Here is a 25126-nt window from a genome sequence, read left to right as displayed (position 1 = left end):
AGGCTACCGTCCCGTGAGCCCCCACGCGTCTTCGTCGTCATCGCCCTCGACGACCTCGAGTCCCTCGGTCGACAGCGGGTCGTCGTACGGCTCTGACACCTCTGCGGGCGGCGCTGCGGGAGGCGGCGCGTCTTCTCCGCGCAGCTGTGCCAGAACCCCCGCGAGCCCCTCCGCGGGCACCAGCACGTCGCGCGCCTTCGACCCCTCGGATGCGCCCACGATCTCTCGCGACTCGAGCAGGTCCATGAGGCGGCCGGCCTTCGCGAATCCGACGCGCAGCTTGCGCTGCAGCATCGAGGTCGAGCCGAACTGCGTCGTGATGACCAGCTCGGCTGCTGCGAGCAGGTCATCGAGGTCGCCGCCGATGTCTGCGTCGATCTCCTTCTTCTGCACAGCTTGCTGCACATCCTCGCGGTACTCCGGCTGGGCCTGGCCCGTGACATGCTGCACGACTCTGTGGATCTCGGCCTCGTCGACCCAGGCGCCCTGCACGCGCATCGACTTGGTCGAGCCCATCGGCAGGAAGAGCCCGTCGCCCTGGCCGATCAGCTTCTCGGCTCCGGGAGCGTCGAGGATCACGCGCGAGTCAGTGACGCTCGAGACGCCGAATGCGTAGCGGCTGGGAACGTTCGCCTTGATGAGGCCCGTGACGACATCGACGCTCGGACGCTGCGTCGCGAGCACGAGGTGGATGCCAGCGGCGCGGGCAAGCTGGGTGATGCGCACAATCGAGTCTTCGACGTCGCGAGGCGCCACCATCATGAGGTCTGCCAGCTCGTCGACGACGACCAGCAGGTACGGGTAGGGCTTGAGCTTGCGCTCGCTGCCCTCCGGCAGGCGAACGCTGCCAGACCGCACGGCCTTGTTGAAGTCGTCGATGTGCTTGTACCCGAACGACGCCAGGTCGTCGTAGCGCATGTCCATCTCCTTGACGACCCACTGCAGCGCCTCTGCTGCCTTCTTGGCGTCGGTGATGATGGGGGTGATCAGATGCGGCACGCCCTGGTAGATCGTCAGCTCGACGCGCTTCGGGTCGACCAGCACCATGCGCACATCTGCCGGAGTCGCGCTCATCAGCAGGCTCGTGATCATTGCGTTCACGAACGACGACTTTCCGGAGCCCGTGGCGCCAGCGACCAGCAGGTGCGGCATCTTCGCGAGGTTCGCGACCACGAAGCCGCCCTCGACGTCCTTGCCGATGCCGATCGTCATCGGGTGCGTCGAGTTCTGTGCCGCCTTCGAGCGCAACACGTCGCCCAGCTTGACCGTCTCGCGGTCGGTGTTCGGAATCTCGATGCCGATCGCGCTCTTGCCGGGAATGGGCGAGAGGATGCGCACCTCGTTCGAGGCGACGGCGTACGAGAGGTTCTTCGACAGGGCCGTGACGCGCTCGACCTTCACGCCGGGAGCAACCTCGACTTCGTATCGCGTGACCGTCGGGCCGCGCGAGAAGCCGGTGACTTTGGCGTCGACCTTGAAGTTGTCGAGCACCTGCGTAATGGCTTCGACGATGTCGTCGTTGGCCTGCGTGCGCGACTTCGGGGCGTCGCCCTCGGCCAGCGAGGCGACGGACGGCAGCCGGTACGGGCGCTCCGAAAGGGGCTTGGCCGCGTCGCGGTCGATGTCTGTCTGACCCTCTGCTGCTTCTGGCACCTCGCCCGTGGCTCGCTGCACTGCGCTCTCGGCAGCCTGCAGGTCGGCCAGCACGCCGTTCTCGTACTCGCTGTCGTCGCCTGCGATGCCGGCGAACGGGTCGAACGACGCATCCTCGGGCGGCGTGTTGTCGATGACCGCGGTGCGGTCGTCGGGAGACGGATGCGGCGCATCCGCCCCAGCATCGTCGAGCATGATCGGGCTGTCGTAGGCGGGATCGGGGTCGACCTCGCGACCGGTCTTGTTGCGGCGCCAGAAGGGCAGCGAGTCGGTGTCTTCGTCTGACTCGTCAGCGGCTTCGAGGCTCTTGCGCTCGTCGCGCAGACGAGCGCGCTCTTCGCGTGCCTCCTCCTTCTCTTCATCAGTCAGCTGCCTGATGCCGAAGAGGTAGCGGTAGAGGTCGCCGAGTCGCTCGGGGATTCTCGTGGGCGCTGTGCCCGTGATGATGAGCACGCTCAGCAGCGCGAGCAGGATGCTGATGATCGTCGCGCCGACCACGGTCGTGAGTGCAACCAGCGGAGCGCCGAGCACCCACCCGAACACTCCCCCGGCCTCTGCGAGGACGGGCATGCCCTCGGCTGCTGCAGGGGCACCGAGCAGCGCGTGGCATGCGGCGCTGATCGACACCAGGAGCATCGTGATGCCGACGCCAACGCGGCCGTTGTCGCTGACGGATGCCGGGTGGCGGAACATCCAGAGGGCCAGCAGCACGAATACCACCGGCAATGCGACGGCGACCTGGCCGAAGAGGCCGCCGAACGTGTACGCGCTGATCGCCTGGGCGACCGCGTTGGTCGGCAGGAACCACTCGACGACCGCGCCGGCGATCGCCACGAGCGTCAGGAAGAACGGGACGCCGTCGCGGCGCTCCTCCTTCGCGAGCGATTCGCGCCCGAAGACTCGTGCGGCGCCGCCTGTCGCGTGTGCGAGCGCCATCCAGAATCTGACACCGGCGTTCGGGCCGCTGTCGGCGACGAGCACCTTCGTCGCGGCCTCGCTCTTGGCGGGGCTGGACGAGCGGGTGCGCTTCGTGTTCTGCTTCGCAGATGTGGCCATGCGGATCAGCGTAACCGCGGGCCTCCGACAGGCCCGCGAGGCGCTCCGATTCCGGCAGAATCGGGATCAGAAGCGGATGGCGTCGATCACCTTCGAGCGCACTGCGATGACTGCCGGGATCATGCCTGCGATCACACCGGTGACGATCGACGTGACGACTCCTGCCACCGCCGCCTCGACGGGGAACGGCGGCAGCCCTGCGATGCCGGCGGTGCCGAACATGCTCTGCGCCCACGGGCTGCGGTAGACGACCGCGACGATGCCCACGCCGACGAGACCGGCGATGAACGTGCCGACGACCGACTCCATCATCACGCCCACGAAGATGCGCCGCTGCGATGCGCCGAATGCCCTTCGGATGCCGAACTCGCGGATGCGGTACCGAACAGTCACGACGGCGATGTTGATGAGCGAGAGCGCTCCGAGCGCCAGGATCGCCACCGAGACGCTTGCCAGCACGATCGTGGTGATCACGGCAGGGTCTGGCCCGAAGTCGGCGTACGCACCGGCGTCGATGCGGTCTGCAGAGACCCGCAGGCCTTCATGTCCCGCCGCGATGTCGCTCGCGACGCGCTTCGCGAGCGCATCTGGGTCAGCGTCAGCGGGAATCCAGATCTTCAGCTCGGTGTATGCGCCTCCGCCCATCTCGCCTTCTTCTGCGGTAGCTGCCTCGAAGTGCGAGAAGTAGCTCTCCGGCAGCACGTAGATGCTTGCGTCGTCCTGCCATTGGTTCGCCACGATGCCGACCACTGCGACACGTGAATCGCCGACCTGCAGGGTCGGGTGCTCTGCGACGGACTGGATGCCCAGCGCATCCGCCATTCCCCGCGATATCACGCCGACTGGCGCGAGACGCTCGGCGTCCTGCGGCTCGAGTGCGCGGCCGTCTTCGATGGTGCGGGCGTGCATCGGGAAGAACGCAGGATCGACCGCGTAGCCGCTGACGTAGCCCGGGTGCTGGGGCACTACGGGGTCAAAGCTGATGACCGGCGTCGCATACGTGATGCCGTAGCGGTCGGCAGCCTCGCGCAGGTCGGCGACCAGGTCTTCGCTCGCTGGCTGCGGGCCAGGGCCGCTGGCGGTGAGACTGTACGTCGCCTCGGGGCCGGCATGTCTGATCGAGGTGTCTTCCTGCACCTTCGCCATGATGTTGCCGAGGGCTAGCGACGCCGTGAGGGCGGCGACCGCGAGCGTGACGCCGATGAGGCTCATGAGCACGCGGACGCGCTGCAGGCGCAGCTGCTCCCACGCATCGATGAAGACCGACAGCAGCCGCGTCATGATGCCGCCTGCGCTGCGGCTGTCGCGGGCGTGAGCACTCCTGCGTCGAGCTGGTAGCGGCTTCGCGCGCGCTGGGCGACAGCCTGATCGTGCGTGATGACGACGAGGGCTGCCCCGATCTCGGTCGCAGTCTCGTCGAGCAGCCGCATGACCGACTCGCCCGTGTCGATGTCGAGCGCGCCCGTCGGCTCGTCGGCCAGGATCAGCCGAGGCGAGCGCACGAGCGAGCGGGCGATGGCGACGCGCTGCTGCTCGCCGCCCGAGAGCGTCGACACCGGCGAGTCGAGACGGTGGCCGAGGCCGACCCTGTGCAGCATCTCGCGAGCCAGGTCGTGCCTGCGCCAGAACGTGGAGTCGCCCGAGTACGTCAGCGGCATCGCGACGTTCTCGGTTGCCGTGAGGCCGTCGATGAGGTTGAACTGCTGGAAGATGAAGCCGACGCTGCTGCCGCGCAGACGGTCGCGGTCTTTTGCGCGCATGAGCTGCACCGGCCGGTCGTCGAAGCTCATGCGGCCCGTGGACGGCGAGTCGACGAGGCCGAGGATGTTCAGCAGCGTCGACTTGCCGCTGCCGGAGCGGCCCACGATCGACACCCGGTCTCCTGCTTCTATCTCGATCGAGATGCCCTTCAGGATCTGCAGCGGCGGGGCGTCACGCAGGACGATCTGCCGCGTGACGTCTTCGAGCCTCACCAGGCTCACGGGAACATGCCGAAGTCGTCGCAGACGGTCGGATCGTACTGCTCGGGGTCTTCACAGTCGACGTCGGGCTCGGCGCCCGGTGCGAACTCGAGCACCTCGTCGCCCTCAGAGAGCCCCTCTGTGATCTCGACGAAGCTGCCGTCGTTGAGTCCGAGGCCCACATTGACTGCTTCGGGATCTTCTCCTTCAGCGGCCGGCAGGTACACGACGCCCTGGCCGCTCGTGCCGATCACGGCCGTGGTGGGCAGCGTGAGCACGCCCTCCGCACTGCCGCCGGCGACTGTGACCTTCAGCGCGAGACCCGGAAAGACCCGTACATCCGACGGAATCGCACAGCTGATCTGCGCACCGCCGCCCTGCCCGTCTTCGCCGGCCTCAGCCTCGACGATCTCGACGTCTTCGCACTCGAAGGGCGCGGGGCCGTCGGTGATCTCGATCGTGGCGGTCTTCGGCTGATCGAGCAGGCGATACTGCTGCGCTGCCGTGAGCGGCGCCTCGACATGGAACGACGACGGCTGCACCGCGCCGGTCTCGAGGCCGATGTCTACGGGCATGCCCACCAGGAACGGGAAGCCGACCAGAACACCCGACGCCGGCGATACGACGTCGGTGAACGTGTAGTACGGCTGCGGCTGCTCGGGATCGGGCTCGTCTTCTGTGGGCATGACGGGCTCTGGCTCGTGCTCGGTGCGGATCTGGTAGATCGGCTCGCCGCGCTCGACCGACGCGCCCTCGGTGACGAAGATCGTGCCGATCTCGCCCTGCACATCTGCCAGCACCTTCGTCGTGGGGTCGCGAACGACACTGCCCTCGAGCTCGATGTCGTTGACGATGTCGCCCGTCTCGACGGCGATGACCGGATCGATCAGCGCGCCGTCGGGGTAGAGCGCCTCAGCGGCATCCGGCGCGTTCGCCGGAAAGAACGCGAACTTGACCAGGGCGACGGCGATCACTGCCAGCAGCGCCACTCGCAGGATCGGCAGCACCGTGGTCTTCCAGGCGCCGGGACCCCTGGCTGCCTTCTCGGCACGCTCTCGGTCTCTGAACTCAGCGCGCTCGAGCCGTGCTCGTTCGCGATCGAGTGCCTTCTGCTGCTTCGCGCTGGGCGCTTCGTGGTTCGGCTGCACTGGGAATCCTGTCGTGTTGTGCGATCAGCATATGCGCGCGTGCATGCACGAGTCTCGCTTCTGCAGGCGATGTCATCCCAACGGCTGATCTCTCAGCTGAGGCGCTCTGCAGCGTGCGCCCTCGCCCATGTCTCAGCCTCGAGCACGCCCTCGAGCGTGAGCTCGAATCCCTCGTGCGCCTCGACCGCAGCGCGCGCCGCCTCGACGATGTCGAGAAAGCCGATCTGCCCGTCGTGGAAGGCGTCGACCGCGACCTCGTTCGCGGCGTTGAACACGGCCGGGTGCGTGCCGCCGAGGCCCGCAGCGTGCTTGGCGAGCTCGATCGCCGGAAAGGTCTCGTGGTCGACCGGTTCGAAGTGCCAGTCGGATGCGGTGCTCCAGTCGAGCGGCGCCCCCGCTCCCGGAACGCGAGCCGGCCAGTGCATGCCGAGCGCGAGCGGCAGCCGCATGTCGGGAGGAGACGCCTGAGCGATCGTCGAGCCGTCGATGAACTCGACCATCGAGTGCACGATGGACTGCGGATGCACCGTGACCTCGATGCGGTCCAGCGGCACGTCGAACAGCAGGTGCGCTTCGATGACTTCGAGAGCCTTGTTGACCAGGGTCGCCGAGTTGGTCGTGATGACACGGCCCATGTTCCAGGTCGGGTGCGCAAGCGCCTGCTCGGGCGTCACGCCCTCGAGCTCAGCGCGCGTCCGGCCGCGGAAGGGCCCGCCGCTGGCGGTGAGCACGAGTCTGCGCACCTCGTCGGGGGTGCCGCTGCGCAGTGCCTGCGTGATCGCAGAGTGCTCGGAGTCGACCGAGATGATCTGCCCTTCTGACGCTTCGCGCTTGACGAGGTCGCCCCCGACGATGAGGCTCTCCTTGTTCGCGAGCGCCAGCAGCGCGCCTGTGCGCAGCGCGGCGAGCGTCGGGGCCAGGCCGACAGAGCCGGTGATGCCGTTGACGATGACGTCGGCCTCGACCCGCTCGATCAGGGCGACCGCGCCGTCAGCGCCGAGAGCGGTGTCGCTGACGCCGAACTCGGCGGCCTGCTCTGCCAGCTGCTTCGCATTCGTTCCTGCCGTGAGCCCGACGACCTCGAACAGATCGGGATTCGTCCGGACGACGTCGAGCGCCTGTGTGCCGACCGACCCGGTCGAGCCGAGCAGGATGACGCGGCGCATCAGGCCGCCCCTCCTGCCACGACTTCGCCGTCGACGACGATGGTCGGCTCGTGGTGCACCGGGAACGCGACCGACTGCGCGATGAAGCAGTTCGCGCTCGCCTGCAGGTGCGCATCCATCGCCTCCTGTGCTCTGGCGGCATCGGTGATCGCGATGACGGGCCGCAGCGTGACCTCGGTGAACCTGCCGCCCTGGCCTTCGGTCTCCATCGTTCCGTGGGCCGTGTCTTCGTACGCGGTCACGACGATGCCGTTCTTCGCGGCCTGGTGCAGGTACGAGAGCATGTGGCACTGAGCGAGCGCGGTGACGAGCAGCTGCTCGGGATTGTGCCGGTCGGCGTCGCCGTGGAAGGTGCGGTCTGCAGACCCCTGAATGTCGGGAAGGCCGTCGATCCTGACGACGTGCTGGCGGGAGTACGAGCGGTACGTGGCCGTGCCCTCGTCGCCTGCCCCCGTCCATTCGACTTCGACGTCGTATCCGTGTTGCATGCTCATGCCATCAGCGTAGCCGCGACACGCGAAGATCATCCTCTTGCGGTCTGGTGCTGGAACGTTCCGGCATGTACAGTCAGAGACATGACTGACACCATCGCCACTCAAGCCCCCGCCCGCTCGGTCGTGACCGAGATCCCCGGCCCCAAGAGCCAGGAGCTCCTTGCCCGCAAGGCCGAGGCAGTCGCAAATGCGATTCCCGCCAACCTTCCTGTGTTCATCGAGTCTGCACACGGCGCCACGTTCACCGACGTCGACGGAAACACCTTCCTCGACCTCGGCTGCGGCATCGGCGTGACGACGATCGGCCACACCGACGACGCAGTCGTCGCCGCCGTTCGCGAGCAGGTCGGCAAGCTGACCCACTCCCTCGTCGGCCAGACCCCCTACGAGCCCTACGTTCGCGCAGCAGAGCTGCTCGCCGAACTGACCCCCGGCGACTTCAAGAAGAAGTCGTTCTTCGTCAACTCGGGCGCTGAAGCCGTCGAGAACGGCGTCAAGGTCGCTCGCAAGTACACGGGCCGCGGCGGCGTCGCAGTGCTCGAGCACGGCTACCACGGCCGCACCAACCTGACCGCTGCGATGAACTTCAAGATCGCGCCCTACGGCAACGGCCAGGGCCCGCTCGCATCCAGCGTCTTCCACGCACCCAACTCGTACCCCTTCCGCGACGGACTCTCGGGCCCCGACGCTGCCAAGCGCACCCAGTGGTACCTCGAGAAGCACGTCGGCGTCGAAGAGCTCGCGTGCCTCGTCGTCGAGCCCATCCAGGGCGAGGGCGGCTTCATCGTTCCGGCCGACGGCTACCTGCCTGCCATGCAGGAGTGGTGCACCAAGAACGGCATCGTCATGATCGCCGACGAGGTGCAGTCGGGCGTCTGCCGCACCGGCACGAACTTCGCATCCGAGCAGCTCGGCTGGACCCCTGACATCGTGCTCTCGGCCAAGGGCATCGCAGGCGGCATGCCGCTCGCTGGTGTCACCGGTCGCGCCGAGATCATCGACGCAATGCACTCGGGCGGCGTCGGCGGCACGTTCGGCGGCAACCCCGTCTCGTGTGCAGCGGCAGTCGCAGTGCTCGAGCAGGTCACCAGCCGTGACCTCAACGGCAAGGCCAAGCACATCGAAGAGGTCATCACCGGCCACCTCCGCAAGCTGCAGGAGTCGTACCCGATCATCGCCGACATCCGCGGACGCGGCGCCATGATCGCAGTCGAGCTGCAGACCGAGGCGGGCACGCCCGTTTCGGCAGGCCCCATCGCAGAGGCTGCCGGCAAGCTCGGCGTCATGGTGCTGACGGCTGGCGCCGACGGCAACATCCTGCGCTTCCTGCCCTCGCTCGTCATCACAGACGAGCAGCTCGACGACGCATTCGACGTCATCGGCGAGGTCTTCCGCGAGGTCGCCTCGGCCTGAGCTGACCCTCACCACTGCAGGCGCGTGGCTCGTCCTCCTTCGACGAGCCACCGCCCCGGTCCCTGACAGATCGGCAGCCGCACCGCTGAACGCCACAGCGATCGCAGCTGCCGATCTGTCACATCTGCCAGCACCACGGGCCGCTCCGCAGCAATCGCGTCGAGCGCGCCCCATGCCTGCTCCCACTGGGCGGGGGTTCCGACCACAAGGTCGCCGACTGCCCCGGGGGCCACCGCTCGACCGAGGTCGATCGGAAGCGTCTCCGGATGCGCGGCAACCACCGCACACCGGCTGAAGTCGTATGCCTTCCGGGCGGCCGGAAGCGGCGTCGGCTGCCTGCCCGGCCGCACTGCCTGCACACGCTCCCCCAGCAGCCACGCGCCCCCTGGCTGCATCCTCGAGTCGAACTCCCCTGACGCGTCGGCGAGCATGTGCTCCTGCCTCGTCGGCATGCGCATGACGATCTGCAGCTCTGCGAGCCCTGCCGCATTCGCGATCGCGCCATTCGTGCGCCTTGCTGCGAGCACGAACGCGCGTCCGCGCCCGCGACCCTCGCGCATCCGCCTCGCCAGTGCTGTCGTGATGTCGTGCGCATGCTCGTCACCCGCCTGCATGAGCAGCAGGTCGAGGTCGTCCACGACGATGACGCTGGCGTCCGCCGGGTCGTCGAGCACGTCCCACAGCGCCTCGACGTCGTTGACGAAGACGGAGCCCTTCGCCTCGGCGAACCTCCCGGCGAGGGTGGTCTTGCCGCAGCCTGCGCCGCCGAGCACGAGCACGCTGCCGTCTTCGGGAGCCCACTGCACCGCATCCTGCCGCTGCTGGCCCGGCCGGTCCGCAACCGCGAACACGACCCCGCCGTCACGCGCGGCGGCCTTGATGTCACGCGCCTCGATCGTCTTCGGCAGCGGAGGCAGGTACGGCCTGCGCGGCCTGGGCCCCTGCTTCGACCGCTGCACCGTGGCACCGATGACTTCCGGCCCCGCGAGCGCCGCCTGGGTAGCGGTGCGGCTTCGCCCCGAGATCTGCACGATGCACCTGCCTCTCGCCTCCAGCGGAATGCGCGCTGCGTCAGGCGCTCCGACGACCGCGACCGAGTCGGCGTCGTCGTTGACTCGCAGGCAGATGCGCAGCCCGCAGTTGGTCAGCAGGGCGTCGCGCACGGCGTCTGCTGGCCGCTGCGTGCAGAGCACGAGGTGCACGCCGAGCGATCTGCCGCGCGCCGCTATATCGACGAAGAGCCTGTGCAGGTCGGGATGCTCCTGCAGCATCGCGGCGAACTCGTCGACCACCACGAGCAGCCGAGGCAGCGCACTCGTCTCTTCGACCGACCGCACGCCCTCGACGGCGAGCACGCGCTCGCGTCGGCGCAGCTCGCTGCGGAGGCTCTCGATGGCTCGCAGCGCCCCGGCCTCGTCGAGGTCGGTCATGAGGCCGACGCAGTGCTGCAGATCCTCAAGGCCCGCGAACGACGCCCCGCCCTTGAAGTCGACCAGCAGCACATTCAGCTCTGCACTCGAGTAGGCATTCGCGAGCGCGCACACCCACGCGATCAGCAGCTCGCTCTTGCCGCTGCCGGTCGTGCCGCCGACGACCGCGTGCGGGCCGTCTGCGACGATGTCGACATCGATCTCGCTCTGCCCGACCAGGAATCTGGCGGCGAGTGCTCCGCCACTCCCCGGCTCTCGTTCGATGAGGTCGCCGAGGTCGACCGAGGAGGGAATCGCTCCGGCAGCCTGCATGCCAGCGGCGCGGGCCGCAGTCGACAGCAGCCGCACGTGGGCCGCCGCGTCATGCCGCGACAGCGCGAACGGCAGCACCCGGCCCTCGTCGGTGTCGATGCCGGCGAGCGATGCATCGAGCCGGATGCGGCACTCGCGCGGCAGGCTCTCGCGTTCGGCGGCGGTCGCGACCGTAAAGTCGCCGGAGTCGGTCAGCACCCTGATGACGGTGCTGCTGCCGTCGTCGGCCGCGCGGACGATCGGATGCGCGCCTTCCGCCAGCCAGTTCCAGGCCTCAGTCTCGGGGGCCATGACGGATGCACCCTCAGGCGGCACCGCCTCGAGCACCTGCGCCAGCAGGCCCCTCGCGATCGCCTGGGCAGCAACGGGCTCGCCGTACAGCCCCACGCCGTCGGCAACGTCGATGGCCACGGGACCTCGCCGCTTCCTGTGCTCGCTCTGCAGCGACTCGTACAGCTCTCGCTGCAGTCCTTCGAGCTCCTGCGGCTCATCGATGGGCAGACGGCCTCCCATGGGCCCTATGCCCAGCGTCGCGGGCAGGCTCCCGCCCTTCCAGCGCCAGCGCTCTGGGTGCCGGTCATCGCGGCGCAGCAGGGCGCGCGCCTCGGGGCGCTGCCTGATGCTCTCCTGCAGGGCGGCCTCTGCATGCTTATCGACGGCCTCGCGGAGTCGCTCGGCGCGGCCGTCGAACCTGCCGGTCTCAAGTCGCCGGTGCCGGCGCCTGGCCATGCGCCCGTCGATCGTGCTGGCAATGGCGATGATCGGCGAGAGCACCGCGAACATCAGCACGTACGGCGACTGCAGGATCGCGAACATCACGAGTGCCCCCACGACAGGCGCCAGCACTGCGAACACCGGAAACGAGTTCGGCGGCGGGTCAGAGGGAGCAGAGGGAAGATGAAAGCGCTGACTCGTCATGCGAGCAAGCGCACCACAGTCGGCGCCTTCGCGTCACTCCTGCAGCGCGACTGTGGACTCTCGGCGTCTGTGGAGAGCGGTCTGTTCGGCGTCAGAGGCGGGCACGCCGAACAGCTGCGGAGTGAGCGAGCGCAGCGTGACGTGCGACAGCAGCCGGTCGAAGCCCGATCTCGAGCGGTCGATCTCGCCCAGCAGCTCGGCGCGCCGACGCCACAGGTCGTCGACCGTCTCCTCGTCGGTCTGCGATCTGCTGAACACGGCCGCATCCGTCGCCTTTGCGAACGCGAGCACCTGGGAGTCCTCCCCCGCATACTCCTGACGGGTGCGGTCGCCTTCGAGGTCTCTGCCCCTGTCTATCGCGAGGTCGACGAAGTCGCGCCAGGCTCCGAGCGCCCGTTGCTCGGGATCGCCGACGGATCGCCGGTACCTCGTCCTGAGCAGCTTGATGACGACGATCGTCGCCAGGGGCAGCGCGAGCAGCAGGAGCAGCCCGACGACGACCAGCACCCAGCGCAGCCAGAGCATGCGGTCGGCGGGGTCGACAGGCGGCTGCACGGGATTCGTGTGCATGCCGGCATCGTCGGTGTTCGGCTGGCCGCCCTCCGGAAGCGCGGGCGGAACCGGCGGGAGCGGCTGCTGGTCGGGCTGCGAGCTCGTCTCCTGCTCCTCCGGAATGCCGGTGTTGCTCGGCACGACGTCGATGGCGACCCAGCCGATCGAGGTGTGCACCTCGACCCAGGCAGTCGCATCATGGCCGCGAATCGACACTGTGCCGCCTTCAGGAGGCATGTATCCGACGACGACGCGAGACGGGAATCCGATCTCCCTCGCCATGAGCGCAGTCGCTGCGGCGAACTGCTCCTGGTCGCCGATCAGATGCTCGCCCGAGAAGACGGCATCGAGCCGGGCCGACGAATGACCGGGGCGCGAGGCAGCCTCGCTGTCGTCGGTTCCGTGGCTCAGGTAGGCCTCGTCGCGGATCGAGTGCACGATGCTCGCGAGCGCCTCGCCGGGGGTCGACGCCTCAGCGGTCGTGCCGGCCAACCAGTCGAGGGCTGAGACCGGCAGCTGTGCACCGTTGCCTTCGGAGTCGACCGGCTCGAGCTGCTGCAGCGAATCGGCTGTCGGCGACGGCTGCACCATGAGCGAATAGCCATCGTCTGCGACGAGGCCCTCGGTCGCAGCCAGCAGCGTCTCGTCACGGTCCGACACCAGCGACTGCGAGAGCAGCGGCGCGCGCGGGCCGACGAAGGTGAGCGACTCAACCTGGCCGACCGTCGGAATCCACACGCCCTCGTATCCCTGGATCGACACGCCGATCTGGCGGCTATCGACTGCGCCCTGGGCTCGTCCGCTGGTGCGAGCCAGATCAGAAGTGCCGGCCGAGAACACCTCGCCGTCGTACTGGTCGAGGGTCGCGACACGGATGCGGTCGTCAGTCGAGAGGCCCGACACGGTCATGAGCACGTCGCCGCGTGTCTCGGGGTCGAAGTTCGCACGGAACTGCGCCAGCGGACTCGTCGCCACAAGCTCGACCTCCGGGTCGCGCGGGCTCTCGCGCAGCACGACCCTGTCGCCGAGGTCGGCGGCGAGCGCTGCACCGGCTCCGATCAGCACGGCCAGCACGACCGCGACGAGACCTGCGCCGAATCTGCGCGGCAGCGACGAGGTCGTGCGCTCAGCGCGGCGGCGCCGACGCGCCTGCCTGAGGATCGTGACATGCGCGACCGTCGTCGTCGCGAGCAGCAGCGGCTGCCAGATCGGTGAGGGGCTCGGGGTTCCCCACAGCAGCGCCCAGCACATGATCGCGATCGGAAACAGCGCCGCCAGCTCGCCGCGAGACGTGCGAAGGATCATGCCGACGCCGATGACAGTGCTCGTGAGCACGAGCAGGATGACGGGCATCAGCAGGCCGTCGTCGGTTCCGACCGGTAGGTCGATCGTGGTGAGACGACGCCACGACGTCCAGATGGCGCTGAAGACGTTGACTGCGCTCTCGCCCAGGGGCATGGCGCCCCTCAGAGCTCCTGGAGCAGCAAGCGGGATGGCCAGGACGGCCAGTGCGGCGATGGTCGCGCCCAGCTGCAGCAGCGGCGTCCATCGGCGGATGTGCGCCACGGCTGCGATCAGCACCGCGGTGGTCATGGTGACCGTGATCGCCACCAGCAGCTGCGGGGTTCCGTACATCGGATACGCCATCGACGCTGAGACAGCGACCGAAGCGGAGAAGAACGAGGCCGACGCAAGCCTTCCGGCCATCATGCGCTGACCCCGTGGCTGAGCTCGCGGATGAGGTCTTCGAGCACGCCGATCGTCAGCACCGGAACACTGCCGAGCTTCGAGATCTGCGGAGGCGCCGACTCGTGCGCGCGCACGATGACCGGTGCGACGTCGACCGGCACACGGGCCAGGGCCTCGCGAAGCGTGCGGGTGCCGGTGTCACCCCCGACGACGAGCCACAGGATCGCCGCCTCACGAGTGGCCGCGAGCGAATTCAGGGTCTCCTGCAGCGGCAGGGCCTCAGCGCGATCCACTTCGGTCAGCGCGTCAAGCATGCGGTCGCGCGTGACGACGTCGAGCTCGGGTGCACCGACCTCCTTTGCCGCCGCACTGTGGATCACGCGCAGCGCACGGCGATCCATGAGCGTCGCCGATCCGATCGTGGCGACGATCGAGAGCGCGAGCTCGAAGTCCTCCCTCGAGACCTCTTCGGGCGCGCTCGTGAAGCAGATGACGGTGTCGCTGCGACGCGAGGGCTCGAACTGCCGAACCAGCAGCGTGCCGTGCTTCGCGCTCGTTCGCCAGTGCACGATGCGCGGATCATCGCCGGGCTGGTAGTCGCGGAGCGAGTGGAAGGCGACGTCGTCAGCAGAGAGATCCTGTGACGCCTCGCCCTCGAGGTCACGCACAAGCCCCGAGCTGGCAGCCGGGATGCGCACCGTGCGCGGGTGCACCATGAGCGAGAGCCCTTCGCTCAGGCGAGTCCGGCGCTCGAGGATGCCCAGCGGGTCGGTGTGCGACAGGTGCACGGGACCGACGTCGATCCGCCCGCGGCTCGACGTGTCAATTGGCAGGCGGATGTCGTGCTGGTCGCCGCGCGACAGCTTCGGCAGCGCAATCGTCACCGGCACGCCGCCGAGCTCGAGATCAACCGAGTTCGGCAGGGCGAACCGCCCGCTGCGGCGCACCCGAAGGAGGGCCTGGGCGGGAGCCCCGACCGCAACGCGCGGAGCCGACAGCGACAGCTCGATGCCGATGCTGCGTCCTCGCAGCACCCACGGCACGGCGCTCACCAGCAGCACGATAGCGCCGACGCCGAACAGCAGCAGCTCCTGCCAGCCGAGCAGCCAGGCGGCAAGAGGCCCGACGAGCGCGGTGGCGACAAGCGCCCACCCCCACCCGGTGAGCGCCTTGAACGCCTGACGAATCTGGTGCACGCCTATCCGCGCTCCCTCGGAGGCTTCGCCTCGAGCACGATCTGCTGCACGATGACCTCGGGCGTGACGCCGTCGAACTCGGCCTCGGGCGCCAGCACGAGCCGGTGCGCAAGCGCAGGAGACGCAAGTGCCTTCACGTCGTCGGGCGTCACGAAGTCGCGGCCGTCGATGGCCGCATACGACTTGGCCGCGCGCAGGAACGCCTTCGCTCCGCGCACGCTCACGCCGAGTCGCACCTCTTCTGCGCGACGGCTCGCCCCCACCAGCCTCGCGACGTAGTCGACGATCGCAGGCGCCGCGTGCACCTTGTCGACGACGGTCTGCAGCGCATCGATCTCGGCCGTGGTGACCACCGAGTCGAGCTCGGACGCGTCGATCTCGCGCTCCTGCGACAGGATGTCGACGAGCGTCGCATGGTCGGGATACCCGATCGACGACTTCAGCATGAACCGGTCGAGCTGCGCCTCCGGCAGCCGATACGTGCCCGCCTGCTCGATGGGGTTCTGGGTCGCGATCACCATGAACGGCGTGGGAACGGGCCGAGAGACGCCGTCGACGGTGACTCGGCGCTCCTGCATGACCTCGAGCAGCGCCGACTGCGTCTTGGGGCTTGCGCGGTTGATCTCGTCTGCGAGCAGGATGTTCGCGAACACCGGGCCGTTGTGGAACTCGAACGACCCTGTGCCCTGGTTCCAGATGCTCATGCCCGTGATGTCGCCGGGCAGCAGGTCGGGCGTGAACTGCAGCCTCGAGACGCTGCCCTCGACCGACTTCGCGAGCGCCTTCGCAAGCGACGTCTTGCCGGTTCCGGGGTTGTCCTCGAGCAGCAGGTGGCCGCCGGCGAACAGGCTCGTGAGCGTGAGCCGGATCGTGTGCTCCTTGCCCACCAGCACGCGCGAGATGCTGTCTGTCAGCGCCTGGGCAGTCTCCTGCAGGCGTGCGATGTCATCGCTCATGTGTGCTCCTCATCAGTTCTGGCATGTGAATCCCTGCTGGCTGGATTCGTAGACCTTGCCTTGGTAGGTCACGAACAGTGTCGTGCGTCCGTCTGTCGCGTCACCGGGAACGGCGGCGTTCTCGGGGTGGTCGGTCCAGTCGCCGTCGACGCGCAGTTCGCTCTCGTAGCGGGCGGATGCGCCGATCGGCAGCTGCGCGGAGTGGTCGAGTGGCGAGCCGGGTCGGCAGACGGTGTCGACCTTGAGCGAGAACGGCGTGACGAGCACAGCGCTCGTCGGGTCGCTGCATTGCTTGCCGAAGCTCGCATCCCGGACGCACTGACGGAAGTCGATGCTCACCGGCTGACTGTATTCGAGCCTGCCGGTCATCGGCGACGTCAGGCGATCGCCTTCTGCGGCGGCACGCCATCCCTGCAGCGTGTCGGCGCCCTGTCGCACTCGCGCCTCGAGGGTGTGGCCGGGGCGCAGCGTGGGCGTCTCGCCGACGTTCGGATCCACCGAGTCACCGGCCTCGACAAGCACCACAGCGGGCGTGCTCGGCAGCGGATCCGGGGCTCCCTGCACGATCGGCGAGAACGAGGTCTGACAGAACCAGCCGTTGTCAGCAATGACCGCCACGACACTGCGACTGCCTCGTTCAATCTGCAGCCCGTCGACGGATCGCGCCTGCTGCCCCTGCGGGTTGCCGCCGCCCGCGCTGGTGCACGCGAACGAGCTCTGCTCGCTGGCCGCAATGACCTGAATCCGGTAGCGCACCCGCGAGGCGCCGCCGGCGGAGGCGGCGTCCCATGTGGCACCCACCGTGCTCTCGGCCTGCTTATAGTCGCGAAGCACGACGGTCGTCTCGCTCGGCCGCCCGACCGCAGTCATCGAGTGCGGCGGGCTCGTGCGCTGCCAGACGTCGTCTGCGACCTGGGCCCCGTTCGTGGCGGCGACTGTGACGCTGTAGGTCTCGCCTGCCGAGAGGCCGCGGATTGTCGCCGACAGCGTGCTGCCGTCGACGCGCTGCGTGATGTTGGCGCCCGGCCCCTGCACCTGCACGATGTAGCCGTCGACGGGGCTTCCGCCTTCGGGCACGGTTGCCGCCCTCCAGCTCACCTGCATCGTGCCCGGAGTGCCGGTCGGTCTCGACGTGACGCCCGCGACGGCGTTCGGCAGCGAGTCGGATCGCATGACATCGCTCTGCTGGCTGGGCTCGCTGGATCCGAGCTCATTGTGCGCGACCGCGGTGAACCGGTAGTCGACGCCGCTCGGCAGGCCCTCGACCTGACACTGGCCCGAGGCGGGGCAGTCGTACTCCGCGCCGTTCTGATCGGTCAGCGTGTATCCCGTGAGCGGACTGTTGTTCTCGTCCGGCGTCTCGACGTCGATCAGCAGCACGCCGTCGATGTGGTCATCGGTTCGCTGCACGGGAGCCGCCGGCGCCTCGGGAACATCCTGGAGGCGCACCGAGATGACGCCCCACACGGCCCGCGCGGAATCACGCGTGGCATCGAGCACGCGATATCGCACACTGACCGTCTCGATGTCGGCATCGGCGTCTGCCTGCACCGTCACGGTCCGGCCGTCAGCCGCGAGGGTCGCTGTGACATCGGACGACGCAGACTCCACCTGGTCGATCATGAGCGGATCCGAGAACGGATTCGTCGCTTCGTCGTTCAGCAGCGGCTGCACATTCTCGGTCGTGCCTCGCTGCAGATCGACCAAGTCGCGGGCAGTGCTGACCAGGGGCCTCGTCGACGACACCACCTGCAGCGAGAGCGTGCCGGGCACCCCGTCGACGTCGGGGCTGCGCACGCCTATCCGGGCCGACGACACGGCTCCGACCTCGGCCCTTGGCGATGCCTGGACCCGAAGCGTGTCGCCCACGATGCTCAGCGTGAAGTCGCCGCCAGCGCCTTCGAGCACGCTGTAATTCAGGGCAGCGGCCGCCGGGTTCGTCGTGATGAGCGACAGGCTGATGTCACGGGTCGACCCCGGCTCCATCTGCAGGGTCGTGTTCTGCACCGCGGCCGGAATCGAGGCGTCGGCGACGACCTCTATCGGCAGGACGATGAATCCCACGCGGCCGTCCGGGTCGCTCGGAGAGTCGCCGTCGGTCACTTCGAGCGACACGTTCGCGGGTCCGAAGTACCCGGGGGCGCTCGTGAACTCGATCGTCTGGGAGTCACGCACGAGCGGGGCGTCATTGGAGTTGGTCGCCTGCACGAGCGACGCGTCGGTGATCCACACCGGCCTGCCGGTTGCCGCGATGATGTGGTCGTTGATGTCGATCGACAGCGTCTGGCCGCTGGGCACGGTGATCGGATTCGTGCCGTCGCGCAGCTGCGGCAGCGAGTCGCGCGTGCCGGGCACGTGGATGATGCCGAACGTCTCTGCGCCCGTGTCAGTTCTGACGATCTTGTAGGCGAGCTCCTGCCGGGTCTCGCTGAGCGGAATGTCGAAGGCGCCGTCGCCGCGCTGCGTCACCTCTTCGCCGCCCGCCACCACGGATGCGACGAGCAGGTCGCTGCGCCCGTCGGCGACAGAGACCACGTCGAGGGGCTGCACCGACACGCTCTCGCGATCGAGGATGGATGCGAGCGACACCTCGACATCGTCGGCGACAGGAGGCGGCGGCTCGGCGTTCTCGTCGACGTCGACCGTCACCCACGCGACTGACGTCGCGCCGCGCTCATTCTCGACGGTGTAGACCAGGCCGACTTCTCCCTCGTCTGCTCCGGCAGTGACGACGAGTGCGCCCTCGCGCACTTCTGCTTCGGCATCGCCGCGCAGGACTTCGACGCTCTTGAGCCGAAGCGGCAGTCCGGCGGCATCGACGTCGTTCGCGAGCACGTCGACCGCCAGCAGCGTGTCCGGTCGCATCTCGACATGATCGGCATAGGCATTGGGTCCCAGCGGCACGTCGGCCGGCTGTGCGACCGCCACCGTGAGCGTTCCCTCCGACTGGGCGCCGCCCTCGTCTGCCACGAGGTAGGTGATCACGTCGGTTCCGGTCGAGTACGGGCCGGCGGTGTATCTGAAGGTGTCTGCGTCGATGCGCGACAGTGTTCCGAGGGAGGGCGTGCTCGACTGGCCGAGCAGCTGCACGCTGTCGCCGTTGGGGTCGCTTCCGGCGAGCGGCACCGAGATCTCGACGCTCGATCCGGCAAGCACCTTGGCATCGAGATTCGGGGCGTTCGGCGGCTGGTTCGTGCCGCTCCCCTGGGCGCCCACCGTGACCGTCACTCTGGCCCTGTCACGCTGGCCGTCAGGAGCCGTGATCTCGTAGACGCCCGAGTAGACGCCCTCCTCCTCCGGCGCCAGGAACTTGATCTGATTGCCGGAGACGAACATGATGCCGTCCTGCGGCCCCTCGAGCAGCTCCGGCTCGAGCGACACGGCCTCGAGGTCGGGGTGCTCGTCGTTCGAGAGCACAGGCACGGCGACAGCCGAGCCCGGCGAGACTCGCACCTCGTCTTCTCGGGCGATCGGGGCCTGCGCGCCGGACGATGCAGACTCGCTCACGCTGACGACGCCGGTCGCGCTGGCTGTTCCGTTCGACACCGTGTACGAGATCGTGGCGCGCTCGTCGAGCGGGCCGGTGATGTCGATGCCGATGCGCTGGAGGTCGCGCAGCGAGACTGAGACGTTCTGCGCATCCGTCGACACGTCTGTGACCATGAGCGCTCCGCCCGCCGGGTCGGAGACGATCTCGGAGACGTCGATCTCGGCATTGCCGAGCGGCAGCATCGTCACCGCGTGGGGAATCGGCAGCGGAGGACTCGAGGCCGTCAGCGGCTCGGTCGCCTGCAGCCTGATCTGCCCCTGCTTCGTCGACGTGCCGTCTGTCACGACATACGGGAACACGTAATCGCCCTCTGTGTCAGGCGTGAGCGTCAGCGTGCCCTTGTCGTACCGGACTTCGCCTCCGACCGACTCGGGCAGCTGCACGTTGTGCAGCCGAAGCTCTCCCTCGCCGCCCGAGGCGCTCAGCATGGGGTCGATCTCGATCGTCGATCCGACCGCGGCGGTCGCTGTCACCGGCTCAGCGTGGATGGGCGGCTGCTCGGTGGTCGTGACGATGACGACCCCCTCTTCTGTCGACACGCCGTCGGAGACGGTGATCGTGTACTGCCGCACGCCGCCTGCGCCGCCGTCGCGGATCTCGAGCCGGCCGTCGGGGCGGGTCGTGGCCGAGTCGGGGCCTGACGCCTCGACCGATTCCAGGGTGAGCGGGTCTCCTTCTGGATCCACCCAGTCGGCGAGAGCGTCGATCGACGTGCTGCCCCCGGCGCCCATAGTCACGGTGGTCTGCCGCTGCTGCTGGGGCGGCTCGTTGCCCGAGCGCCGCACATCGACCGTGACGGTCGCCGAGTCTTCACCGCCATGGCCGTCTGAGACCGTGTACTGCAGCTCGGCGCTCCTGGCGTTGTCTGCGAGCTCGAGCCGGATCTCCTGCCCGGAGTCGGTGATCGTGGCGCCGCTGTGCCCGGTCACCTCTGTGATCATGAGCGGATCGTTGTTCGGATCCGAGTCGTTGCGCAGCACAGAGAGCACCGTCACCTGCCCCGCGCGCGCACCGAGCTCATCGTCTTCTGCGACGGGAGGCTCCTGCGCTGTCTCTTCGATCTCCTGCTCGATGGGGGTCTCCTGCTGGCCGTCGTCCTGCTCGGGGTCGACGTCGCTGGGCTCGAGCCAGTCGCTGATGAGATCACCGCTGCCCGAGAGCGCCCAGGTGTTGCCGTTCGAGGGCTCGCTGGCCACGACGGATGCGCCACGAGCCGAGATCCGCACGTCAGCGTCGCCGCTGGGCCTGAAGAGCTGCAGCAGCTCGCCTTCGCCGCAGTCGCGCCACGCCGCGCCCGACGACCAGACCCCGTAGACACAGCCCTCGTGCAGGAGCGGCGCCGTCGGGGTTCCCTCGACGCCGGCCATCAGCACGTCTTCGGCGCCGAGCCCGATCGTCGCGCTGACCAGACCGTTCTGCGTTGCGAAGAGCACCTGGTTCGATGCCTCCCCCGGCTCCTGCAGGGTGACGAGCGAGTGGTCGAGCGGCTTGCTCCAGCCGCCCGACGAGATCGTGTGCGATGTGCTGTCGTAGAGCACCCAGCGGTCGCCGAGCGCCGTCACCTGCAGCTTCGGCGCACCTGCCGACATCGACACGGGCTCTGACTTCACCGTCTCACCGGTGCCGGGGTCGACCGTGATCACTCGCCCGAGCCCGGCCGACGCCGCGAGGATCTGCGTCTCGCCGAGCACGGCCACGCCTCCGCGGCCCAGCTGCACTACGGGACTCTCGATCGGCTCGCCCGCCGCGATCGATTCGAACGTCGCCGAGAACACGTCACCGGTCGCCGGGTCGGTCAGCAGCACTCGGTCCTGCCGCAGCTGCACATCCGCGCCCGGAGGAATCGGCACGGTCGGCCCCAGCGTCGCGTTGCTCGGCACCACCGCGCGCAGCGTGCCGTTGGTGTCGTCGATCAGCAGCACCCCCGCATCCGACTGCTCCATGCGCACGTCGCCGGGCGGAACCCGCAGGATGTCCTGCAGCCCGTCGATACTCGCGTTCGCGGCGCCGATCTGGTTCGACCTGCCGTTCGCCACCCACACCGAGCCCGAGTCGAGATCGGGCTGGATCGAGCTGTAGCCCGGAACGAGCACTGCGGCGATCGCGACAGCGAGAGCGAGCCCCAGGCCGATGCCCGCTGCCAGCCGGTTCTTCGTGCGGCGTCTCACTGAGCGACCTTGCCGCAGGCTTCAGCGCCCTCGCCTGTGGAGCCGTCGCGATTGACCAGGACGGTCACGCACAGCTCTTCGCCCGGGTCGCCCGTCATGAAGTGCTGGGTGCCGCTCTGGATGATCGCGTCGCCGTCGGATGTGCGCACCAGGAACGAATCGCTGTCGACGAGCCCCGGGTCGTCCCAGACGAACGTCACGCCCGATTCGGACGGCCGGGCGGTCACGGTCTCGACATTCGGGATGCTGCCGGCCAGCTGAGAGAGGGCGACGGCCACGATCGCGAGGATCGCGAGCGCTGCGAAGCTCCCGCCGGCGACCAGCAGCCCCCAGGTCGCGCGCTTGCGCCTTCTGCGCTGCACGCTGACGGGCCGAGACGAGGTCGAGACGTCGATGAGCCCTGGCAGCCCCGAGTCGCGGGTGCGCCGCTGCTTGTGGCGTCGCAGCGGAATAGCACCGTCGTCAGGCGCTTCCTCGGCGTCTCGGCGCACGGGCTCCCACGACGGAACCAGCTGGTGCACAGCCGTCGGCGCAAGCTCGAGGTCGGTCTGTGCTCGGCGCAGCTCGGCCAGCATCTCGCCGACCGACGCGTAGCGCTCTGCGGCCTTGCGCGAGAGCGCCCGCTCGATGACGGTGCGCAGCTGCACGGGCACGTGCGACGGCAGCCGGTCGAGCTCTCCTTGGCGGATGCGCTCAGCGACTTTCTCGGGCCGGTTCGAGGCGTGCGGGCGCTCGGCAGGGCTGCGTCCGGCCAGCAGCGAGTGCAGCGTCGCGCCGAACGCGTAGACATCTGCGGCAACCGATCCGTTCGACGACTCGTCCAGCACCTCAGGGGCCGTCCAGGGCACCGAGACCGCCATGAGCGGCGCATCGACCTGCTCGTGCATGGCGGCGATGCCGAAGTCGCTCAGCACCGGGGTTCCGTACGAGGTGGTCATGATGTTCGACGGCTTCAGGTCGCGGTGCAGCATTCCCGCCGCGTGCACGGCGTCGAGCGCCGAGCCGATCTGAATGCCGATGTCGAGCACGGACTCGACGTCGTAGGGGTCTTCGCGGTAGCGGGCTCCGACCTCGGTCGTGCACAGCTCCATCACCAGATACGGCCTGCCGTCGTCTGACACCGACGCCGAGTAGATCGTGACGATGTTGGGGTGCGCCGACAGGCGGCCCATGACGTCGACCTCGTTGCGGAACTGCTTTCGCTCGATGTCTGAGATCAGGTCTGCGAGCACCACCTTGACCGCGACGTTTCTGCGCGGCAGCGACTGCTCGAAGAGGAACACATCGGCAAAGCCGCCGCGGCCGAGGATGTGCACATGCTCGAATCCGGGCAGGACAGGGGGCGGTGATGGCAAGCGCTGCGCCATGCATACCCCGTTCCGTTGACGATTGCTACCTGTCAACGATACCGACAGGGTCGTCAGACCGTGGCTCTCGGAACCGTTCTGTCGATGTCGTCGATGGAGGGAGCCTGCACGACCTCGAGGATGATCGCCGTCACGTTGTCGCGACCGCCCGAGTCGAGCGCCGCGTTCACGAGTGCGTCGACTGCCTTCGCCGGGTCGCTGTTCTCGTTCATGATCTGCTCGATCTGGTCGTCGTGCAGCTCTTTCGTGAGACCGTCTGAGCACGACAGCAGCCGCAGATTCGGCATGATCGGCACAAGGAAGTAGTCGGGAACCGGCTCAGCGCCGAATCCGACGGCCCGCGTGACGACGTTGGCCTCAGGGTGCGATTCAGCCTCTTCTTCAGCCAGGAGGCCCGCGTTGATGAGCTCCTGCACGACCGAGTGGTCGACGGTGATGCGCGTCAGCCGTTCGCCGAGCAGCGCGTACGTGCGCGAGTCGCCGACGTTGAACACGGCGAAGTACGGCTCCTGCTCGTGTGCCGCGAACGCGCATCCGGTCACCGTCGTGCCGGTGCCGTTGTCGCCCTCGTCGGTGTTCTCGGAGATGTACGTCGTCGCCTCGCGAAGCGCCTCGATGACGTCGCTCGGCTCGACTCGCTCGAGCGACGAGAGGTCGGCGAGGGCCTCGACGACGGCGCGTGATGCGAGATCACCGTGCGCGTGCCCGCCCATTCCGTCGGCGATGGCGAACAGCGGCGGCTTCATGATGAGGGAGTCCTCGTTGTGCGCACGGCGGAGTCCGGTGTCGGTTGCACCGGCCCATCGAACGCGGAAAGACTGCCCACCGGGGCCGACGCCCAGGTGCTCACCGACGCTAGAGCCCATCAAAGTCACTGTGGAATCTTCCCACGTTTCGACGTTCATGCGAAATCTCTCCTGTCAGACGATCTGTCCGGCGTCCTGCGGGCTACGGTCGCGGAATGCGTCGACCACCCAGCAGGGCACGTGGCCGGCGTCGAGGATCGAGGCGACGATGCGGGCGAAGCCGTGGTCAGGATCCCCCGCGAGCGCACGCTCCACGCACGCGTCGGCCGCGCTGGAGGTGCCGATGGCCCAGTGCAGCCAGCCGAGCACCGCGTAGACAGCCGCCTCCTGCTCGGGAACGGTGCGCGAGGCGACGTGGGTCCAGAGCTCGAGGGCGCGACGGATGCGCGCGCGCTCGGGGCTGCCGGCCATGCCCATGATGAGCGCCGCCTCCTCTTCGACTCGCTTCGACTGGCCGCAGGCGTTCCACTCGAGTGCCGCGGCGCGGGTGCGATACCCCTCGCCTTCTCCCCCGATCATCGTCATGAGCATCTCGTCGCGGACGACGGGTCGCTGCACCTGGGTTGTCAGCATCGCGATGTGGGTGTCAGTCAGCTCGTCGGTCGCACACTCGAGCGCCATGCCCACGGCGTGCACAGGATCGTCGAACAGCACCGGGGTGACGTCCTCGAGGCTGCTCAGCAGGTCCGTCTGCTCTTCGCACCACTCCTGCGACGGCGCCTCCGGCAGCGCCTCTGCCCCTGTGAGGAGACGACCGGGGTCGACGCTGTCGATGCCGTCCTCGACGATCCCGTCAAGCTCGGCCAGGGGTCCGCGTGCAGATTCGGGGTGCCGGTAGTCGCCCCAGCTGTCTGTTCCTGCGACGAGCGCCGTGACGACTCCGAGGCCATTCATCTCGCAGTCGATCATGAGCGCTTCGAGTGCGGTCTGAAACGGCAGAGCGCCGATGCCGAGGTCGCAGCCCGGGTAGACGACGACGGCGAGCCCGTCGGCTCCGAGGTCTTTCACGGTTCTCGTGATCGAGACCGCCCAGTCGATCGCAGTCGCGTGATGCGGGTCGATGCAGTCGGCCTGCGGCTCGAGCACGCTGCAGTCGCTGCCGCATGTTCCGGCAGGCAGATCGATGCGGATGGCGCTCCACGCGCGCTTGCCCATGAACGGAAGCACGAGCGCGCTGTCGCTCGGCGTGCCTCCTGCCAGCTGCGGCGCAAGGGTGAGGAATCGGCGGGGGTCACTGGTTCTGATGATCTGTGTCATGCAGACAGCGTGCCGCCGCCCAGAGCGCACGGCT

15 protein-coding genes are annotated in these 25126 nt (G+C 68.4%); 1 reads left to right on the top strand and 14 read right to left on the bottom strand.

All coding sequences use genetic code 11. The features are described from left to right. Positions 1–3: 3 nt before the first annotated feature. The 6 genes from CZ674_RS12435 to CZ674_RS12410 all read right to left on the bottom strand — a co-directional run bounded on the left by CZ674_RS12435 (position 4) and on the right by CZ674_RS12410 (position 7478). Positions 4–2709: an FtsK/SpoIIIE family DNA translocase gene (locus tag CZ674_RS12435; protein ID WP_086992840.1), complete on the bottom strand. Its 2706-nt coding sequence runs from the start codon at positions 2707–2709 to the stop codon at positions 4–6. 66 nt (positions 2710–2775) lie between these two features. Continuing rightward, the gene (locus CZ674_RS12430) at positions 2776–3990 is read right to left on the bottom strand and encodes an ABC transporter permease (RefSeq protein WP_086992839.1); all 1215 of its coding nucleotides are present in this window, start codon (positions 3988–3990) and stop codon (positions 2776–2778) included. Further along, positions 3987–4691 (bottom strand): ABC transporter ATP-binding protein, encoded by a 705-nt coding sequence (locus CZ674_RS12425; RefSeq protein WP_086992838.1) that lies wholly within the window; start codon positions 4689–4691, stop codon positions 3987–3989. The genes CZ674_RS12430 and CZ674_RS12425 overlap by 4 nt, the downstream gene beginning before the upstream one ends. After that, the gene (locus CZ674_RS12420; protein ID WP_086992837.1) at positions 4688–5818 is read right to left on the bottom strand and encodes an efflux RND transporter periplasmic adaptor subunit; all 1131 of its coding nucleotides are present in this window, start codon (positions 5816–5818) and stop codon (positions 4688–4690) included. The genes CZ674_RS12425 and CZ674_RS12420 overlap by 4 nt, the downstream gene beginning before the upstream one ends. Before the next feature lie 92 nt (positions 5819–5910). Beyond that, positions 5911–6984, bottom strand: coding sequence for a 1-deoxy-D-xylulose-5-phosphate reductoisomerase (gene dxr / locus CZ674_RS12415; RefSeq protein WP_086992836.1), 1074 nt, complete (start codon positions 6982–6984; stop codon positions 5911–5913). Next, positions 6984–7478 carry an OsmC family protein gene (locus tag CZ674_RS12410; RefSeq protein WP_086992919.1) on the bottom strand — a complete coding sequence of 165 codons (495 nt, stop codon included), beginning with the start codon at positions 7476–7478 and terminating at the stop codon, positions 6984–6986. Before CZ674_RS12410 ends, dxr begins: the two co-directional genes overlap by 1 nt. Before the next feature lie 81 nt (positions 7479–7559). Here CZ674_RS12410 and CZ674_RS12405 point away from each other — a divergent pair, with 81 nt between their 5' ends. Then, positions 7560–8891 (top strand): aminotransferase class III-fold pyridoxal phosphate-dependent enzyme, encoded by a 1332-nt coding sequence (locus tag CZ674_RS12405; protein WP_086992835.1) that lies wholly within the window; start codon positions 7560–7562, stop codon positions 8889–8891. A gap of 8 nt (positions 8892–8899) precedes the next feature. Here the strand turns inward: CZ674_RS12405 and CZ674_RS12400 are convergent, their stop codons facing one another. From CZ674_RS12400 to CZ674_RS12365, 8 genes are all read right to left on the bottom strand, one after another. Further along, the gene (locus CZ674_RS12400; protein WP_086992834.1) at positions 8900–11551 is read right to left on the bottom strand and encodes an FtsK/SpoIIIE domain-containing protein; all 2652 of its coding nucleotides are present in this window, start codon (positions 11549–11551) and stop codon (positions 8900–8902) included. A 33-nt stretch (positions 11552–11584) separates the two neighbouring features. Continuing rightward, complete coding sequence (locus CZ674_RS12395; protein ID WP_086992833.1) at positions 11585–13813, bottom strand: transglutaminase-like domain-containing protein; 2229 nt, start codon at positions 13811–13813, stop codon at positions 11585–11587. Beyond that, a complete protein-coding gene (locus CZ674_RS12390) occupies positions 13810–14988 on the bottom strand; it encodes a DUF58 domain-containing protein (RefSeq protein ID WP_086992832.1) in 1179 nt (392 codons plus the stop codon). Before CZ674_RS12390 ends, CZ674_RS12395 begins: the two co-directional genes overlap by 4 nt. 2 nt (positions 14989–14990) lie before the next feature. Further along, positions 14991–15944 (bottom strand): AAA family ATPase, encoded by a 954-nt coding sequence (locus CZ674_RS12385; protein WP_086992831.1) that lies wholly within the window; start codon positions 15942–15944, stop codon positions 14991–14993. Positions 15945–15956: 12 nt separating this feature from the next. Next, the gene (locus CZ674_RS12380) at positions 15957–21662 is read right to left on the bottom strand and encodes an Ig-like domain-containing protein (protein ID WP_086992830.1); all 5706 of its coding nucleotides are present in this window, start codon (positions 21660–21662) and stop codon (positions 15957–15959) included. Then, positions 21659–23017, bottom strand: a complete 1359-nt coding sequence (locus CZ674_RS12375; RefSeq protein WP_159456994.1) for a serine/threonine-protein kinase — start codon at positions 23015–23017, stop codon at positions 21659–21661. The genes CZ674_RS12380 and CZ674_RS12375 overlap by 4 nt, the downstream gene beginning before the upstream one ends. Before the next feature lie 65 nt (positions 23018–23082). After that, positions 23083–23895: a PP2C family protein-serine/threonine phosphatase gene (locus CZ674_RS12370; RefSeq protein ID WP_086992918.1), complete on the bottom strand. Its 813-nt coding sequence runs from the start codon at positions 23893–23895 to the stop codon at positions 23083–23085. 54 nt (positions 23896–23949) lie between these two features. Next, on the bottom strand, positions 23950–25092 hold the full coding sequence (locus tag CZ674_RS12365; RefSeq protein ID WP_086992828.1) for a DUF4192 family protein: 1143 nt from the start codon (positions 25090–25092) through the stop codon (positions 23950–23952). Between the last annotated feature and the right edge of the window lie 34 nt (positions 25093–25126).

The organism is Agrococcus casei LMG 22410, assembly GCF_900163565.1.
In the GTDB taxonomy this organism is placed as follows: Bacteria; Actinomycetota; Actinomycetes; order Actinomycetales; family Microbacteriaceae; genus Agrococcus; species Agrococcus casei.
The sequence above is the reverse complement of the archived record's forward strand: the minus strand, read 5'-3'. Positions and strand labels throughout refer to the sequence as shown.

Bases quoted from the DNA above. Each gene is read 5' to 3' on its own strand.
- CZ674_RS12435 (WP_086992840.1), bottom strand. From the start codon at position 2,709: ATGGCCACATCTGCGAAGCAGAACACGAAGCGCACCCGCTCGTCCAGC.
- CZ674_RS12400 (WP_086992834.1), bottom strand. From the start codon at position 11,551: ATGACGAGTCAGCGCTTTCATCTTCCCTCTGCTCCCTCTGACCCGCCG.
- CZ674_RS12365 (WP_086992828.1), bottom strand. From the start codon at position 25,092: ATGACACAGATCATCAGAACCAGTGACCCCCGCCGATTCCTCACCCTT.
- CZ674_RS12370 (WP_086992918.1), bottom strand. From the start codon at position 23,895: ATGGGCTCTAGCGTCGGTGAGCACCTGGGCGTCGGCCCCGGTGGGCAG.
- CZ674_RS12405 (WP_086992835.1), top strand. From the start codon at position 7,560: ATGACTGACACCATCGCCACTCAAGCCCCCGCCCGCTCGGTCGTGACC.
- CZ674_RS12385 (WP_086992831.1), bottom strand. From the start codon at position 15,944: ATGAGCGATGACATCGCACGCCTGCAGGAGACTGCCCAGGCGCTGACA.
- CZ674_RS12410 (WP_086992919.1), bottom strand. From the start codon at position 7,478: ATGAGCATGCAACACGGATACGACGTCGAAGTCGAATGGACGGGGGCA.
- CZ674_RS12430 (WP_086992839.1), bottom strand. From the start codon at position 3,990: ATGACGCGGCTGCTGTCGGTCTTCATCGATGCGTGGGAGCAGCTGCGC.
- CZ674_RS12395 (WP_086992833.1), bottom strand. From the start codon at position 13,813: ATGATGGCCGGAAGGCTTGCGTCGGCCTCGTTCTTCTCCGCTTCGGTC.
- dxr (WP_086992836.1), bottom strand. From the start codon at position 6,984: ATGCGCCGCGTCATCCTGCTCGGCTCGACCGGGTCGGTCGGCACACAG.